The following is a 15,247-nucleotide window of genomic DNA, read 5'->3' as shown; positions in this document are numbered from 1 at the left end:
CGGCATCAGGTGCTCGGGCACTCTCACCGCTCGTCCGCAGCGGCCAGGAGGGCCAGGGCGGGGCTAGGGTGCCACCCACGCGTACCGGTGCTCCGGGCGTCCTGTGTCGCCGTATCTGAGCGACAGCCGAAGGCGGCCGGCCTGTTCGAGGTGGCGGAGGTAGCGCTGGGCGGTGGAGCGGCTCAGGCCGGTCTCGGCGGCGACCTCGTGGGCGGACAGGGGATGGTCGGCGTGGTGGAGGACGCGGCAGATGAGGTCCGTCGTGGGTTCCGAGTGGCCGCTGGGCAGACCGGGGGAGGCCGGTGCTGATGTCATGCGCAGGGCGCTGAAGATCCGGTCCACCTGTTCCTGGCCGGCGATGCCGCGGCCCCCGACGCGGTCGACGGTGCGGCGCAGGGCGGCGTAGGAGTCCAGACGGGTGCGCAGGGCCGCGAAGGTGAACGGTTTGACCAGGTAGTGGAGGGCGCCCAGGCGCATCGCCGCCTGGATGGTCGTCACGTCACCGGCCGCGGTGATCATGATGACGTCGGTGCCGTGGCCCTGTTCCCGCATGCGGTGGACGAGTTCGAGGCCGGTCTGGTCGGGCAGGTAGTGGTCGAGCAGGACCAGGTCGATGGTCCCGCGCTGCACGTTGGACAGCGCCTGGGCGGCGCTGTGCGCGCGGGCGGCCACCCGGAAGCCGGGAACCTTCCCCACGTACTTGGCGTTGATCTCGGCGACACGGAAGTCGTCGTCCACGACCAGGACGTCAATCATCGGGCCTCTCTCCCTCAAGGCCTGGCGGGCGTAACGCCCGTGTTTCGGCTCCGCTGTTGTAGCGCGCGCAAAATGAGCACAACAGGCTGTTGCAAGCAAAAGAACGGCATGCGCCCAGAAGACTGATGCCGTGGTGTGGGCCACATCTACCGTCCACGGCCATGAGCGCAGACATCAGCCCCGCCATTGAGCTGCGGGGCGCGAGCAAGACATTCCGGACCCCGTCGGGGGGTCTGCACACGGCGGTCAGGGGACTCGATCTCACGGTGGGGCGTGGGGAGTTCGTGGCGGTCGTCGGCCCCACGGGCTGCGGCAAATCAACCACGTTGACGCTGGTCAGCGGGTTGGAGGAGCCCTCGGAGGGCGAGGTCCTGGTGGTCGGGGAGCCGGTCCGCGGAGTCGGGGACAAGGTCGGTTTCGTCTTCCAGCAGGACGCCACCTTCCCCTGGCGCACGGTGCTCTCGAACGTGATGGCGGGTCCGCGTTTCCGTGGTGTGCCCAAGGCCGAGGCGAAGCAGAAGGCGCGGGAGTGGCTGGCCCGGGTCGGGCTCGCGGCCTTCGAGGACCGCTACCCACACCAGCTCTCCGGTGGCCAGCGCAAGCGCGTCGCGCTCGCCGCCACCTTCGTCAACGACCCCGAGATCCTCCTCATGGACGAGCCGTTCTCGGCGCTCGACGTGCAGACCCGGGCCCTGATGTCCGACGAACTGCTCGAACTGTGGGAGGGCACTGGCGCCTCCGTCGTCTTCGTCACCCACGATCTGGAGGAGTCCATCGCGCTGGCCGACAAGGTCGTCGTGATGACGGCCGGCCCTGCCACCGTCAAGCAGGTGTTCGACATCGACCTGCCGCGGCCGCGCAAGGTCGAGTCGGTGCGTCTGGAGCCGCGGTTCATCGAGATCTACCGCGAGATCTGGGAGTCCCTCGGCGAAGAGGTCCGCATCACCCGGGAGAGGGGTGCCGCTCATGTCGCCTGAGGTCCTCAGCACACCGGTCGTGGACACGGCCAAGACCCCGCCGGACCGCGCGCACTCACGCGCGCGTGCCGCCCGCAAGCGCCGGATCGTCGTCACCGTGTCCCGGGTGCTGCTCCTGGTGGCCGTCCTCGGTCTGTGGGAGCTGCTTGCCCGGGCCGAGGTCATCGATCCCTTCAACTTCTCCATGCCCTCGAAGATCTGGGACCAGATCTGGACCTGGATCACACACGGGACCGCGCTCGGGTCACTGGGCGAACAGATCTGGTACACGCTGCACGAGGCGCTGCTGGGCTGGGTCTTCGGTGTGGTGGCCGGTGTGGTCTTCGGTATCGCGCTGGGGCGGATCACCTTGCTCGCCGACGTACTTGGTCCCTACATCAAGGTGCTCAACTCGATACCCAGGATTGTCCTTGCCCCCATCTTTGTGATCTGGTTCGGTCTCGGACCGGCCTCCAAGGTGGCCTCAGCCGTCGTCCTGGTCTTCTTCCCGGTCTTCTTCAACGCCTTCCAGGGCGCTCGCGAGGTCGACCGCAACCTGGTCGCCAACGCCCGAATCCTCGGCGCGAGCGACCGCAGGGTGACGCTTCAGGTCGTCATCCCGTCCGCCACCTCGTGGATCTTCACCAGCCTGCACGTCAGCTTCGGCTTCGCCCTCATCGGCGCCATCGTCGGCGAGTACATCGGCGCGACCAAGGGCATCGGCCTGCTCGTCGCACAGTCACAGGGCACCTTCAACGCGGCCGGTGTGTACGCCGCGATGGTCATCCTCGCCGTGGTCGCACTCCTCGCCGAAGGGCTGCTCACCTTCGCCGAGCGCCGCATCTTCCGCTGGAAGCCCTCAGGGTCCGACAGCTGACGACCGCTTCGACGCGCCCCCCTTCCGTGCCGACGGCCCCTCCTGCCCCCTGCCCCCTGCTCGCCTCTCGGCGACCGCTCCCGCACCTTCTCGCCCGTGAGCATCCGACGCGGCGCCCCTTCCTCTCACAAGGACGTGAACCCCATGCGCAAGTCCGCCCGATACGCCTCCCTGGCCGGAGCCGGCCTGCTCGCCCTCTCCTCCCTCACCGCCTGCGCCAACGACGCCTCGAGCACCGCCTCGACCGGCTCCGGCGGCAAGGGCGACGGCAAGGGAACCAAGGTCAAGATCATGGTCGGCGGGCTCGACAAGGTCATCTACCTGCCCGCGATGCTCACCCAGCGGCTCGGCTACTTCGACTCCGAGGGCCTCGACGTGGAGCTGCTGAGCGAGCCCGCCGGAGTCCAGGCCGAGACCGCGCTCGTCTCCGGCCAGGTCCAGGGTGCCGTCGGCTTCTACGACCACACGCTGGACCTTCAGGTGAAGGGCAAGGACGTGGAGTCGGTCGTACAGTTCTCGCACGCGCCCGGCGAGGTGGAGATCGTCTCCAACAAGGCGGCCGGTGACATCACCTCGCCCAAGGACTTCAAGGGCAAGAAGCTCGGCGTCACGGGCCTCGGCTCCTCGACCGACTTCCTCACCAAGTACCTCGCGGTCAAGAACGGCGTGAAGGTCAGCGACTTCACACCAGTGGCCGTCGGAGCGGGGCCGACCTTCATCTCGGCCCTGCAACAGGGCTCGATCGACGGCGGTATGACGACCGACCCGACCGTCGCGACGATTCTGGACAAGAAGGCCGGCAAGGTCCTTCTGGACATGCGCACGCCCCAGGGTTCCGACGAGGCGTTCGGCGGACCGTATCCCTCGTCAAGCCTGTACATGCAGACTGAATGGGTCAACGGTCACAAGGACACCGTGCAGAAGTTGGCCAATGCATTCGTCAAGACGCTCAAGTGGATGTCCACCCACAGCGCGACCCAGATCGCCGACAAGATGCCCGCCGACTACTCGCAGGGCAACAAGCTGCTCTACGCGGTGGCCATCAAGAACACGCTGCCCATGTTCACCAAGGACGGCGTGATGCCCAAGAACGGTCCCGAGACCGTCGAGAAGGTTCTCAAGGCGTTCAACCCGGCCATCCAGAAGGCCGACGTCGACCTCGACAGGACGTACACGACGGAGTTCGTCGGGAAGGCCGCGCAGAACGCCGGCTGAACGCGGCGCTGTGCACGAGATACCTGCTCACGCGCGGGTCGCCCACACGTAACGGTGTTCCGGGCGGCCCGCGTCGCCGTACTTGAGGGTCAGTCTGGCCCGTCCCGTGCGCTCCAGGAGCTTCAGATAACGCTGGGCGGTCTGACGGCTCACCCCGGTCCGCTCGGCGATCTCCTGAGCCGACAGGGGCCCTTCGGCGTTCATCAGGGACCTTCGGACGAGTTCCGCCGTGGTGGGGGAGTGTCCCTTGGGCAGGTCGGGCTCCGCCGACGAGGACAGGGCGCCGAAGATGCGGTCCACCTCGGCCTGTTCCGCCTCGCCGCCTCCGTCCAGGGTGCGGCGCAGCTCGGCGTACGCCTCCAGCCTGGCTCTGAGGCCGGCGAAGGCGAAGGGCTTGACCAGGTACTGGAGCGCGCCGTGCCGCATCGCCGCCTGCACGGTCGTCACGTCCCGCGCCGCCGTCACCATGATCACGTCGGTCTGGTGGCCGCGCCGCCGCATCTCCTGGACCACCGCCAGGCCCGTCTCGTCGGGCAGGTAGTGGTCCATGAGGACCAGGTCGACGTGCGGCAGCGCCTCCAGCTGCCGTAGCGCCTCCGCCGCGTTGTGCGCCTCACCGGCCACCCGGAAGCCGGGCACCTTCTCGACGTACGCGGCGTTGACGCGCGCCACGCGGGTGTCGTCGTCCACGACCAGGACCTCGATCATCACGACTCCTCCTCGGCGGCCCGCTGGGCGGCCGGTGCGGTGAGAGCGGGTTGCGGCTCGGCCAGTGCGTCGGGCAGGACGACGGTGAACTCGGCGCCCCCGCCGCCGGCGTCCCCGACGGTCGCGCTGCCGCCCTGGCGCTCGGCGAGCTTGCGCACCAGGGAGAGTCCGAGGCCACGCCCCCTGTGGGCCGGGGGTTCCTTGGTCGACCAGCCCTCGGTGAAGACCAACTCCCGCTGCTCCACCGGGATCCCGGGCCCGGTGTCCCGCACCCTGAGGACAGCCGTACGGCCCTCCGTGCGCAGTTCGACCTCCACGCGTGCGTGCGGTGCTCCGGCTGCGGCGTCCAGGGCGTTGTCCACCAGGTTGCCGACGATGGTGACCAACCCGCTCGGGTCGACCAGCCTCGCCGGCAGCCGGGTCCGGTCGGAGACCCAGAGGGCGACTCCGCGTTCGGCCGCGACGGTGGCCTTGCCCACCAGCAGGGCGGCGAGCAGCGGATCCTCGATCTTCTCGGTGACCTGTTCCGCGGTGGCCCGGTGGTCGCCGACGACCTCTCCGACGAACTCCACGGCGTCCTCGTACATCTCCAGCTCGAGCAGCCCCAGGAGTGTGTGCATCCGGTTCGCGTGCTCGTGGTCCTGCGCCCGCAGCGCGTCGATCAGGCCGTGGGTCGAGTCGAGTTCCCGGCCCAGCTGCTCCAGTTCGGTGCGATCGCGCAGAGTGGCGACCGCGCCGCCGTCGTCTGTGGGCATGCGGTTGGCGACCAGCACCCGCTGGCCCCGGACGGTGACCAGATCGGTGCCGGTGACGCGTCCGGCCAGGACGTCGGCCGTACGGCCGTCCCCGAGCGCCTCGTCGGGGGAGCGGCCGACGGCCTCGTCGCCGATGCCCAGCAGCCGCCGTGCCTCGTCGTTGAGCAGGCGGATGCGCCCGGCGCGGTCGAGGGCGACGACACCCTCCCTGATGCCGTGCAGCATGGCCTCGCGCTCGGCGAGGAGACCGGAGATGTCGGAGAAGGCCAGATCGCGGGTCTGGCGCTGGACGCGGCGCGAGATGAGCCAGGCCGCGAGCGCACCGACGGCGAGGGCCCCGCCGGCGTAGGCGAACAGCCCGGGGATCGCGTGGATCAGCCGGGCGCGCACGCTGTCGTAGGCGATGCCGACGGAGACCGCCCCGACGATCTTGCCCTGGCTGTCGTACAGCGGGACCTTGCCGCGGGCGGTGCGGCCCAGGGTGCCGCTGTCGATCTGCATGATCTCCTTGCCCGCCAGAGCCTGGCCGGGGTCGGTGGAGACGATCCTGCCGACCTCACCGCGGGTCGGATGCGACCAGCGCACGCCCCGCCAGTCCATCACGACGACGTACTCGGCCCCGGTCGCCCGGCGGATCCGCTCCGCCTCCTTCTGGACGGGGCCACTGGGGAGCGGGGGCGTGTCCTTGACCTGCTCGGCGATCTGCGCCTCGGCGGCGGTGGTCTGGGCGATGGCGAGCGCCCGGCGCATCGCCTGGTCGTCCAGCTGGTTGCTCAGCGGGGCCAGGAAGAGCCCGGTCGCGAGCACCGCGACTCCCGCGGCGATCGCCAGCTGCATCAGGAGCACCTGAGAGAACACGCGGCGGGGCAGGCCCAGGCGCAGGCGTCGGGCGGGGGGAGTGCGGCTCATACCCATGAAGGTACGTGGGGGCGCCGGATCCATCGCCGGAGGTGTGGCATGGATCTCTTGATCAATGTGTGGACGGGGTTCTTGGGCGGTCAGCTCGCCAGGACCGTCGAGGTGGTCAACTCCCGCACCGTCACCACGTCCATCCGCGCGGGCGAGCCGAGCACGGACGCTCCGCAGCTCTCCGGGCGAGGCGGCAGCGAGGCCGTCTGTGCCACGAGGACGCGCCAATGGCGGCCGTCGACGTGCGCGATGGTCACCTCCCAGTGCGGAGCCGTGCCGTCGGTCCGTACGACCGTCAGCGCCTCCGCCGTGTACTCGCCCACGGCCCTGCGCACGGCCAGCTCGGCCGCCTGGCCGGGCCGCTCCCAGGCGGAGCTCCCGCGGCACCCCTCGACCACGATCCGGCCCTCCTGGACGCTGTGGAGGACCTGCTTGACGGTGTGGGCCTCGGCACGGCCGTAGGCGTAGCCGTACGGCAGGACGAGCACCGTCGGCGAGAAACGGTGACCACCCAGATGGGTGACCTCCCAGACGCCCTCCACTCCCGAGGCAGCCAGTTCCGCGGCGAGCGGACGGCCGAGGAGGGCGCAGCAGCGGTCCCGCTTGCCGTTGGTGCAGACGAGTGCGAGCGGATCGCCGGTGTGGGCGCGCCCTTGGAGGGCGGCGTCGAAGGAGGTGTGGTCACCCCTGCCGAGCGCGGCGAGATCCAGGTCGAGCAGGTCCCGCGGGTCACGGGTCGTCGCGCTGCGGAGCCACACGTTGCCGGGCACGGTGTGGGCCGCGTACACCTGCCGGACCGTGGGGGCGCCACTGTCGGCGTGCCGCCCTGGGCGGCGGATCAGGGCGATGCGTACGCCCGTGTCCTTCGCCGCAGCTTCCAAAGCGCGGCCGAGCGCGGGGTCCAGGTGGCTCGAGGTGAGAGCCTTGGCGCCCCAGGGGCCGGGCTGCTCCAGGAGCAGCCAGGTCCGCGCGGTGGCCGCGGTTCCGGAAACGGGCTCGTCGAGGTCGTGCGAGACCGTTGTGCAGGTACTCACAGAGGTGAGCCTAACCTGACTTGGCGCGCGGCGACTTTCGATCCGGTCGGAGCCGGGGAGCGGACGGGTGCGGCCGTGCCTCCTGCGGAGTCACTGCTCGGGCAGCGGCTGCGGTGGCTTCGGGCCCACATAGATGCCGCTCGGGCGCATGCGCAGCGGGCGCTCGCCGTACTCCTCCAGGGCGTGGGCGATCCAGCCCGCCGTCCGGGCGACGGCGAAGACCGTCTCGCCCGCCGTGGAGGGCATGCCGGAGGAGGCGGTCAGCACGGCGAGGGCGAGGTCCACGTTGGCGTGCAGGGGGGCGTGCCGGGCCGTGGTGGCCACGATGTCGCGGGCAGCAAGGAGGGCGGGCTCCGCGCGCGGGATCTCCTCCAGAAGCGCGAACAGGGCACGCGCGCGTGGGTCCTCGCCGGGGTAGAGCCGGTGGCCGAGGCCGGGGATGCGCCGGCCGGCCCGCAGCTCCTCGGCGATCACGGGGGCCGCGTCGCCCTGGTCGAGCACGTCGAGCAGCAGTTTGTGGGCCAGCCCGCTGGCCGCGCCGTGCAGGGGGCCCTCCAGGACGCCGAGCCCGGCGGAAACGGCCGCGTACGCGTGCGCGCGGGCCGACGCGGCGACCCGTACCGCGAGGGTCGAGGCGGCGAGGTCGTGGTCGACGAGCAGGCCGAGCGCGGTGTCCAGAGCGCGAAGGGACGCCTCGTCGGGCTTGCGGCCGCTCAGGCGGGTCCAGAGCCGGTGGGCCAGGGGGCCGTCGTCGCGGCGCCGGTCGCGTGTGACGGGTGGCAGGGCGGCGACGAGCGTGGGGATGAGGGTGCGGGCGGTGCCGAGCACGGCCTCCTCGGACAGGTCGAAACGCAACGGGTCGGCGGCGGCCGCGGCGATCGCCGCGACGCGCAACCGGTCGGTGGGGCTGGTGTGCTCGGGCAGCGCGTCCACGGCACGGCGCGCCGCCTGCACGGAGGAGTCGGGTGCCGTGAAGGTGACGCCCGGGCGCAGCTGTCCTGTCCAGAGCCACTCCGTGATCTCTTCGTAGGAGTGGCGTGCCGCCAGTTCCGTCGCGTCGACGCCGCGGAAGTAGTAGCGGTCCCGGTCGATGAACGTGATGCGGGTCCGTACCGACAGTTCGCCGCCGCTGCCCGGATTCCCGCCGCTCTCCCGGCGGTTGCGTCGCGCGAGGGTCTCCACCTCCTTTGTGTCGAAGGTGCTGCCCCGGCCGCCGGGGACGCGTCGGCTGCTGAGCTGGCCGCGGCTGACGTAGGCGTACACGGTCTCGGGCTTCACGCCGAGCAGTTCGGCGGCTTCCTTGGTGCTGAGCCGGTGTTCGGCGGAGCCGGGGTGGGCGTCTTGATCGCGCATAAGAGGTCACCGTATCCGCAGCCGAGATGGTTGATGGCGTGTGTTGATCTCATATTGATTGAGTCAATATTGACAGCGCATGAGTCAACCATGGAGAGTCGAATCAAGTCCAGGGAGGAATCATGTCGGTCAACAGGTCTGAAACCACTCGCATCGATGTGCCGCGAGGGCTCGCCGGAGTCGTCGTCACAGACACCGAGGTCGGGGATGTGCGAGGGCGTGAGGGGTTCTATCACTACCGCCAGTACTCGGCCGTCGAGCTTGCGCAGACCCGCAGCTTCGAGGACGTGTGGCATCTCCTGGTCCGCGGTGAGCTGCCGGACGCGGCACAGGGTTCGGCCTTCCGTGCCGAGACGGCGGCGTTGCGGCGGTTGCCGGACGAGGTGCGGGCGGCGCTGCCCGCGATCGCGGCGGCGAGCGGGGCATCGGGGCCGCTCGCGGGGATGCGGAGCGCGCTGTCGCTGCTCGGGGCGGCGAAGGGGTTCCGTCCCGTCTACGACATCGACCCCGAGGGGCGGCGACGGGACACGGTCGTGGCGGCCGCGGCCGTACCCACGCTGCTCACGGCGCTGTACCGGCTGGGTGCGGGGCTGGAGCCCGTGGAGCCGCGTGAGGACCTCTCGTACGCCGGGAACTACCTCTACATGTTGACGGGTTCGGAGCCGGAGCAGGCGCGGGCCCGGGCAATCGAGCAGTACTTGATCTCAACTATTGATCACGGATTCAATGCATCAACCTTCACGGCTCGGGTGGTGGCATCGACGGGGGCGGATGTGGCGGCATGCCTCGTCGGGGCGGTGGGGGCGCTGTCCGGACCGCTGCACGGGGGTGCGCCGAGCAGGGCGCTGGACACGCTGGACGCGATCGGCACGCCGGACCGGATCGACCCATGGATCCGGGAACGTGTACTGGCCGGCGACCGGATCATGGGTTTCGGCCACGCGATCTACCGGACGGAGGACCCCCGGTCCCGGATGCTCCGGGAGGTCGCGCAGCGGTTCGGTGGCTCGCGCGTGGACTTCGCCGTCGAGGTGGAACGTCAGGTGGAGGCGATCCTGGCCGAGTTGAAGCCGGGGCGGGAGCTGCACACCAACGTCGAGTTCTACGCGGGCGTGGTCATGGAGCTGTGCGGGCTGCCGCGCGAGATGTTCACGCCCACCTTTGCCGCGGGGCGGGTGGTGGGGTGGAGCGCGAACATCCTGGAACAGGCGGCGGACTCGAAGATCATTCGGCCGGTGGCGCGGTATGTGGGGGTGGAGGCGCCGGTGGCGGTGCCAGCCGCGTGAGTCGCGAGCCAAGTCACGAAGAGGCCCGGCATCGGGTCGATGCCGGGTTCTCGGCTCTGGGTCACTGCCTGTGGAAGGCCGTCGGCGGATGGCTTTACGTCGTCCGCCGTAGGGCCAGTGCTATGCATCTGGAATGTCGCTCTTCGCCCTCAGCAAGGTCTCTCGGGTGATGACCACGATTCGTTCGTAGTCTGCTCGTGCGGCGTCGGGCGGGAGCTCCGGATCGAGTTCCTCGGTGGCCTCTCGCCCAATCACGGCGAAGTTGCCGTCACTGAGCTCGAAGATGTCGGGGCAGGTCTGGCCAGAAGCGCTGCCGCGCTCCCGCGGAGAAGCCCCCACACGTCGCACGATTTTCACGGAGAGATACCAACCTAACTCGGAGTCACGGAAGGGGCTCCGAGTGGTCTCCTCGGAGGCGGGTGCCTCCGAGGCGGGGTGATTCAGCGGAGGCGGGCAGATCCGAGCCATGGGTGCGCGCTTGGATACCCGTAGGACAGGCAGTCAAAACATAGCGGCTTGGGATGCCGTTGATGCTCACGGGCCTGTGTCAGTCGAGTGAATTGCCCTCCTGCGTCTGGTATCTGAGGGCGAATGCGGTCGCATTGGTGTCACCGCGCGAACGGTTGCGTAGGGAATTCGTGGGGCGCACGGCCGGCTCCCGTGATCTGTCGAAACGGGGGCCGTCGACTCCACGCCTCGCGCGGTGGAGTCGACGGCGACCGGGTGCCGGCAGTGATGTTCACGCGCCGTCCCGACTCCCATGGGCTGCCACGGAGCGCGAGGCGAGCGCTCATCCTCAGGAAGGTTCGTCGGGCGGTTCGCCCACCACCCACCACTCGTCACTGTCGGCGTCGGCCTGCTCGCGGATCAAGTCGTCCATCATGCGACCCAGTTCGGCCTCCTCCGACGTGTCGGGAAGGCTCTTGCGGTGATGCTGGGTCGCCGCCCAGTACTCCTGGAAGATCTCGTTCTGGCAGATGACGCGGAGATGCCCGAACAGCTCCGCGCGTGTCAGGGCTCCGATGCGATGGAAATACAGCGCGTTGGTGTACAGGGCGTTCGCGAAGAGGAACTGCCGCTGCTTCTCCAAGGGGATTTCGGCCTCGTAGGTGTCGAGGACTGCTGCCAGTGCTGGATCACTCATGGCCTTGCAGAGCAGATCGAAGTGGAGTCGGTGTTGTTCGGTGAGCATTGCTCTCCTGTGATGGCGCGTGCCTGGCGCTGTGACGGCACGAGTTATGGCTGCAAACCCTGATACCGCAGCCGAAACGATCCTCCGTGCGCCTGCACTCTGTGTGGCCATGTCAACCCCCGGATCAGGCGGCCGTCCGCCGGTCGTCGGGGTGCGGGTCGACTGATGGGGACCGGCGAGCGGTGGGCGGCGCTTGCCGTCTCCCAGGGTGCCGAGCGGCTCTGATCGGCGGGGGAGGCGGAGAGGAGGCGCACGGAGGGAAGCGAGGGTCGCACGAACCGGCGCCTTCCCCAACGTCTGCCCCGCAAGTGCTGCTAACAATCGTTCACTTCGGCGGGTTTGTTCCGGCTCGTATCCTGGTCCGGCATTCAGAGCTCGTCAGTGCGCCGGGACCGCGATCCGGTGCACGCAGCAGCGCGAAAGAGGTCGTACGTTGAGTCAGCCGAGCGGGAGCCCCCGGCAGATCCCGGTCGTCGTCCTCGCCGGATTCCTTGGTTCCGGCAAGACCACCCTCCTCAATCATCTCCTCCACCGCAGCGGCGGCAGCCGAATCGGCGCCGTCGTCAACGACTTCGGCGCCATCGAGATCGACGCCATGGCCGTCGCCGGTGCGCTCGGCGACTCCACCGTCTCTCTCGGGAACGGCTGCCTGTGCTGCGCCGTCGACGTCAGTGAGCTCGACGGCTACCTCGCCAAGCTCGCCCACCCCGACGCCGGCATCGACGTCATCGTCATCGAGGCCAGCGGGCTCGCCGAGCCGCAGGAACTCGTCCGCATGGTCCTCGCCAGCGAGGAGCCCGGCATCGTCTACGGCGGTCTCGTCGAGGTCGTCGACGCCGCCGAGTTTCAGGACACCCGCGCCAAGCACCCCGAGCTCGACCGTCACCTCGCCCTCGCCGACCTGGTGGTCGTCAACAAGCTGGACCGGGCGGACCGCCGGGACGCCGAGCGTGTCCTCGCCACTGTGCACACCCTTGTCGAGCACGCCGCCGTCGTCCCCGCCATGTACGGCCGTATCGACCCCGAGTTCCTGTTCGACTGCCGCCCCAGCGAGGAGCGCATCGGACAGCTCTCCTTCGACGACCTCGACGACCTCGACGACCTCGACGACCACGGGGACCAGGGCGACCACAGTCACGACAACCACCTGCACTCCGGCTACGACAGCCTGTCGTTCCGTTCCGACGTCCCCATGGACCCCCGTCGGCTCATGGCCTTCCTCGACAGCAGGCCGGACGGGCTGTACCGGATCAAGGGGTACGTCGACTTCGGGCCCTACGACACCCGCAACCGGTACGCCGTGCACGCCGTCGGCAGCTTTCTCCGGTTCTATCCCGAGCCCTGGGGAGCCGGGGACGAACGCCTCACGCAGCTCGTCCTCATCGGCTCGGGTATCGACACCCAGTCCCTCGGCAAGGAACTGGAAGCGTGCCGGGCGGACATGACAGACGCCCCGCACGCCGCCGACGAAGCCGGCATGTGGGGCGTCCTGCGCTTTGTCCAGGGGACGGAAGAGGATCCCGAGGAACCTGCCTAGACCGGTCGGACCAGCTCCAGCAGTCTGGACCGGCCCGATCGGCTCTGCCGGCGGCCCAGATCGGCCCGACCGACCTGGAGCAGACCGGCCGACCTGGACCCCCCCGCAGACCTACACCGGCCCCGCCACCACCGACACCGTCTTCGGCAGCGACACACCCGATCCGTCCCGGCGCGGGTCGATCTCCGGCAGGTCCGCCGGCGTGCCGTTCTTCTGCGCGGCGCGGGCCGGGACGGGGCCCGCCCAGGCCAGGGACAGGCAGTCCTCGCCCTTCAGGAACCGCTGGCAGCGCACACCGCCCGTGGCGCGGCCCTTGCGCGGGTACTGGTCGAAGGGGGTCACCTTGGCCGTCGTCTGGACCGAGTCGTCGAGCGTGCCGCGTGAGCCCGCCACCGTGAACACGACCGCGTCGGCGGCCGGGTCCACCGCGGTGAAGGAGATGACCTTCGCGCCCTCGGTGAGCTTGATGCCCGCCATACCGCCCGCCGGACGGCCCTGCGGGCGCACCTGCGAGGCCTGGTAGCGCAGGAGTTGCGCGTCGTCGGTGATGAAGACCAGGTCCTCCTCGCCCGTGCGCAGTTCGACCGCGCCGACGATCCGGTCGCCCTCCTTGAGCGTGATGACCTCCAACTCGCCCTTGTTGGACGGATAGTCGGGGACCACGCGTTTGACGACACCCTGTTCGGTGCCGAGCGCCAGACCGGGTGAGGACTCGTCCAGCGTGGTGAGGCAGATCAGCGTCTCGCCGTCCTCCAAGGAGAGGAACTCCGCGAGCGGGGCCCCGCCCGAGAGGTTCGACGCCGCCTCCGGCAGCTGCGGCAGGTCGATCACGTTCAGGCGGAGCAGACGGCCGGACGACGTCACCGCGCCGATCTCGCCCCGCGCGGTGGCCGGCACCGCCGAGACGATCACGTCGTGCTTGGCGCGCTTTCCGCCGGCTTCCGCCGGGAACGGCTCACCGTTCGCCGTACGGGCCAGCAGCCCCGTCGAGGACAGCAGCACCCGGCACGGGTCGTCCGCCACCTGGAGCGGTACGGCCGCCACCGGCGCCGTGGCCCCGGCCTCCAGCAGGACCGTGCGCCGTTCGGTGCCGTACTTCTTGGCGACCGCGGCCAGCTCGGCGGAGACCAGCTTGCGCAGCTCGGAGTCCGACTCCAGGATCCGGGTGAGTTCCGCGATCTCCGCGTTGAGCCTGTCCTTCTCGGACTCCAGCTCGATGCGGTCGAACCGGGTCAGCCGCCGCAGGGGCGTGTCCAGGATGTACTGCGTCTGGATGTCGCTCAGCGAGAAGCGCTCCATCAGGCGCTCCTTCGCCTGCGCGGAGTTGTCGCTGGAGCGGATGATCCGGATGACCTCGTCGATGTCGACCAGGGCGGTGAGCAGACCCTCGACCAGGTGCAGCCGGTCGCGGCGCTTGGTGCGCCGGAACTCGCTGCGGCGGCGCACCACTTCGAAGCGGTGGTCGAGGTAGACCTCCAGGAGCTCCTTGAGGCCGAGCGTGAGGGGCTGCCCGTCCACCAGCGCCACGTTGTTGACGCCGAAGGACTCCTCCATCGGCGTCAGCTTGTAGAGCTGTTCCAGGACCGCCTCCGGCACGAAGCCGTTCTTGATCTCGATGACCAGGCGCAGGCCGTGGGCGCGGTCGGTGAGGTCCTTGACGTCGGCGATGCCCTGGAGCTTCTTCGCGCCGACCAGGTCCTTGATCTTGGCGATCACCTTCTCCGGGCCGACCGAGAAGGGCAGCTCGGTGACGACGAGGCCCTTGCGGCGGGCCGTGACCGTCTCGACGGCGACCGTGGCGCGGATCTTGAAGGTGCCGCGGCCCGTCTCGTACGCGTCCCGGATGCCCGACAGGCCGACGATCCGGCCGCCGGTGGGCAGGTCGGGACCCGGGATGTGCTTCATCAGGGCGTCCAGATCCGCGTTGGGGTAGCGGATCAGGTGACGGGCGGCCGCGATGACCTCGGTGAGGTTGTGCGGCGCCATGTTGGTGGCCATGCCGACCGCGATGCCGGAGGCGCCGTTCACCAGCAGGTTCGGGAAGGCGGCGGGCAGCGCGCCCGGCTCCTGCTCCTGGCCGTCGTAGTTGGGCGCGAAGTCGACGGTGTCCTCGTCGATGGACTCCGTCATCAGGCTCGCGGCCTCGGCGGCGCGGCACTCGGTGTACCGCATGGCGGCCGGCGGGTCGTCGTTGCCCAGCGAGCCGAAGTTCCCGTGGCCGTCGACCAGCGGGACGCTCATCGAGAAGGGCTGCGCCATGCGCACGAGGGCGTCGTAGATCGACGTGTCTCCGTGCGGGTGCAGCTTGCCCATGACCTCGCCGACCACGCGCGCGCACTTCACATAGCCGCGGTCGGGGCGCAGGCCCATCTCGTTCATCTGGTAGACGATGCGCCGGTGCACCGGCTTGAGGCCGTCGCGGGCGTCGGGGAGCGCGCGGGAGTAGATGACCGAGTACGCGTACTCGAGGTACGAGCCCTTCATCTCGTCCACGACGTCGATGTCGAGGATCCGCTCCTCGTACGAGTCGTCGGGCGGCGGGGTCTTCGTGCTGCGGCGGGCCATCGCTGCCGGCTCCTCTTTTCTGGTCGCTCGCCTACGGGTCGCTCACATCGGCCCTTTGGCTCACTCTTGCTGAAGCGTGAACAGGATCTGACGCGGACCATTGT

The 15,247-nt window shown here is 69.7% G+C and carries 13 protein-coding genes; 5 read left to right on the top strand and 8 right to left on the bottom strand.

The features are described 5' to 3' along the window. Positions 1–63 precede the first annotated feature (63 nt). A complete protein-coding gene (locus tag IF54_RS0102965; protein WP_030314132.1) occupies positions 64–756 on the bottom strand; it encodes a response regulator in 693 nt (230 codons plus the stop codon). Between the two features lie 161 nt (positions 757–917). Between IF54_RS0102965 and IF54_RS0102960 the strand changes: the two genes are divergently transcribed. From IF54_RS0102960 to IF54_RS0102950, 3 genes are all read left to right on the top strand, one after another. Beyond that, complete coding sequence (locus IF54_RS0102960) at positions 918–1,733, top strand: ABC transporter ATP-binding protein (protein WP_020139173.1); 816 nt, start codon at positions 918–920, stop codon at positions 1,731–1,733. Beyond that, a complete protein-coding gene (locus tag IF54_RS0102955; RefSeq protein ID WP_030314130.1) occupies positions 1,723–2,589 on the top strand; it encodes an ABC transporter permease in 867 nt (288 codons plus the stop codon). The genes IF54_RS0102960 and IF54_RS0102955 overlap by 11 nt, the downstream gene beginning before the upstream one ends. Before the next feature lie 144 nt (positions 2,590–2,733). Beyond that, the gene (locus IF54_RS0102950) at positions 2,734–3,804 is read left to right on the top strand and encodes an ABC transporter substrate-binding protein (RefSeq protein WP_030314127.1); all 1,071 of its coding nucleotides are present in this window, start codon (positions 2,734–2,736) and stop codon (positions 3,802–3,804) included. 27 nt (positions 3,805–3,831) lie between these two features. Here the strand turns inward: IF54_RS0102950 and IF54_RS0102945 are convergent, their stop codons facing one another. The 4 genes from IF54_RS0102945 to IF54_RS0102930 form a co-directional block, all read right to left on the bottom strand. Further along, positions 3,832–4,512 carry a response regulator gene (locus IF54_RS0102945; RefSeq protein WP_030314125.1) on the bottom strand — a complete coding sequence of 227 codons (681 nt, stop codon included), beginning with the start codon at positions 4,510–4,512 and terminating at the stop codon, positions 3,832–3,834. Beyond that, positions 4,512–6,176 (bottom strand): sensor histidine kinase, encoded by a 1,665-nt coding sequence (locus IF54_RS0102940; RefSeq protein ID WP_030314124.1) that lies wholly within the window; start codon positions 6,174–6,176, stop codon positions 4,512–4,514. Before IF54_RS0102940 ends, IF54_RS0102945 begins: the two co-directional genes overlap by 1 nt. Positions 6,177–6,265: 89 nt before the next feature. Beyond that, the gene (locus IF54_RS0102935; RefSeq protein ID WP_030314123.1) at positions 6,266–7,210 is read right to left on the bottom strand and encodes a sucrase ferredoxin; all 945 of its coding nucleotides are present in this window, start codon (positions 7,208–7,210) and stop codon (positions 6,266–6,268) included. Positions 7,211–7,300: 90 nt separating this feature from the next. After that, a complete protein-coding gene (locus IF54_RS0102930) occupies positions 7,301–8,563 on the bottom strand; it encodes a citrate synthase (protein WP_030314121.1) in 1,263 nt (420 codons plus the stop codon). 122 nt (positions 8,564–8,685) lie between these two features. Between IF54_RS0102930 and IF54_RS0102925 the strand changes: the two genes are divergently transcribed. Next, positions 8,686–9,849, top strand: a complete 1,164-nt coding sequence (locus tag IF54_RS0102925; RefSeq protein WP_030314119.1) for a citrate synthase/methylcitrate synthase — start codon at positions 8,686–8,688, stop codon at positions 9,847–9,849. Positions 9,850–9,969: 120 nt separating this feature from the next. Here the strand turns inward: IF54_RS0102925 and IF54_RS0102920 are convergent, their stop codons facing one another. Beyond that, positions 9,970–10,206 (bottom strand): hypothetical protein, encoded by a 237-nt coding sequence (locus tag IF54_RS0102920; RefSeq protein WP_030314117.1) that lies wholly within the window; start codon positions 10,204–10,206, stop codon positions 9,970–9,972. A 439-nt stretch (positions 10,207–10,645) separates the two neighbouring features. Further along, entirely contained in the window at positions 10,646–11,152 is a 507-nt protein-coding gene (locus IF54_RS0102915) for a DUF6082 family protein (protein WP_030314116.1), read from the bottom strand. A gap of 322 nt (positions 11,153–11,474) precedes the next feature. On the opposite strand from IF54_RS0102915, the gene IF54_RS0102910 reads away from it, so the two are divergent. Next, entirely contained in the window at positions 11,475–12,578 is a 1,104-nt protein-coding gene (locus IF54_RS0102910; protein WP_030314114.1) for a CobW family GTP-binding protein, read from the top strand. Between the two features lie 111 nt (positions 12,579–12,689). Here IF54_RS0102910 and IF54_RS0102905 read toward each other — a convergent pair whose 3' ends face one another. Then, positions 12,690–15,143, bottom strand: a complete 2,454-nt coding sequence (locus IF54_RS0102905) for a DNA gyrase/topoisomerase IV subunit A (RefSeq protein WP_030314110.1) — start codon at positions 15,141–15,143, stop codon at positions 12,690–12,692. Positions 15,144–15,247: the final 104 nt, after the last annotated feature.

This window comes from Streptomyces sp. NRRL B-3229, from assembly GCF_000719505.1.
In the GTDB taxonomy this organism is placed as follows: domain Bacteria; phylum Actinomycetota; class Actinomycetes; order Streptomycetales; family Streptomycetaceae; genus Streptomyces; species Streptomyces griseorubiginosus.
This window is presented reverse-complemented; position numbering and strand designations above follow the sequence as displayed.

What these genes read in the sequence shown, in the direction of transcription:
- IF54_RS0102905 (WP_030314110.1), bottom strand. Translation starts at nt 15,143, where the DNA reads ATGGCCCGCCGCAGCACGAAGACCCCGCCGCCCGACGACTCGTACGAG.
- IF54_RS0102945 (WP_030314125.1), bottom strand. Translation starts at nt 4,512, where the DNA reads ATGATCGAGGTCCTGGTCGTGGACGACGACACCCGCGTGGCGCGCGTC.
- IF54_RS0102915 (WP_030314116.1), bottom strand. Translation starts at nt 11,152, where the DNA reads ATGGCCACACAGAGTGCAGGCGCACGGAGGATCGTTTCGGCTGCGGTA.
- IF54_RS0102925 (WP_030314119.1), top strand. Translation starts at nt 8,686, where the DNA reads ATGTCGGTCAACAGGTCTGAAACCACTCGCATCGATGTGCCGCGAGGG.
- IF54_RS0102930 (WP_030314121.1), bottom strand. Translation starts at nt 8,563, where the DNA reads ATGCGCGATCAAGACGCCCACCCCGGCTCCGCCGAACACCGGCTCAGC.
- IF54_RS0102955 (WP_030314130.1), top strand. Translation starts at nt 1,723, where the DNA reads ATGTCGCCTGAGGTCCTCAGCACACCGGTCGTGGACACGGCCAAGACC.
- IF54_RS0102940 (WP_030314124.1), bottom strand. Translation starts at nt 6,176, where the DNA reads ATGAGCCGCACTCCCCCCGCCCGACGCCTGCGCCTGGGCCTGCCCCGC.
- IF54_RS0102950 (WP_030314127.1), top strand. Translation starts at nt 2,734, where the DNA reads ATGCGCAAGTCCGCCCGATACGCCTCCCTGGCCGGAGCCGGCCTGCTC.
- IF54_RS0102960 (WP_020139173.1), top strand. Translation starts at nt 918, where the DNA reads ATGAGCGCAGACATCAGCCCCGCCATTGAGCTGCGGGGCGCGAGCAAG.
- IF54_RS0102965 (WP_030314132.1), bottom strand. Translation starts at nt 756, where the DNA reads ATGATTGACGTCCTGGTCGTGGACGACGACTTCCGTGTCGCCGAGATC.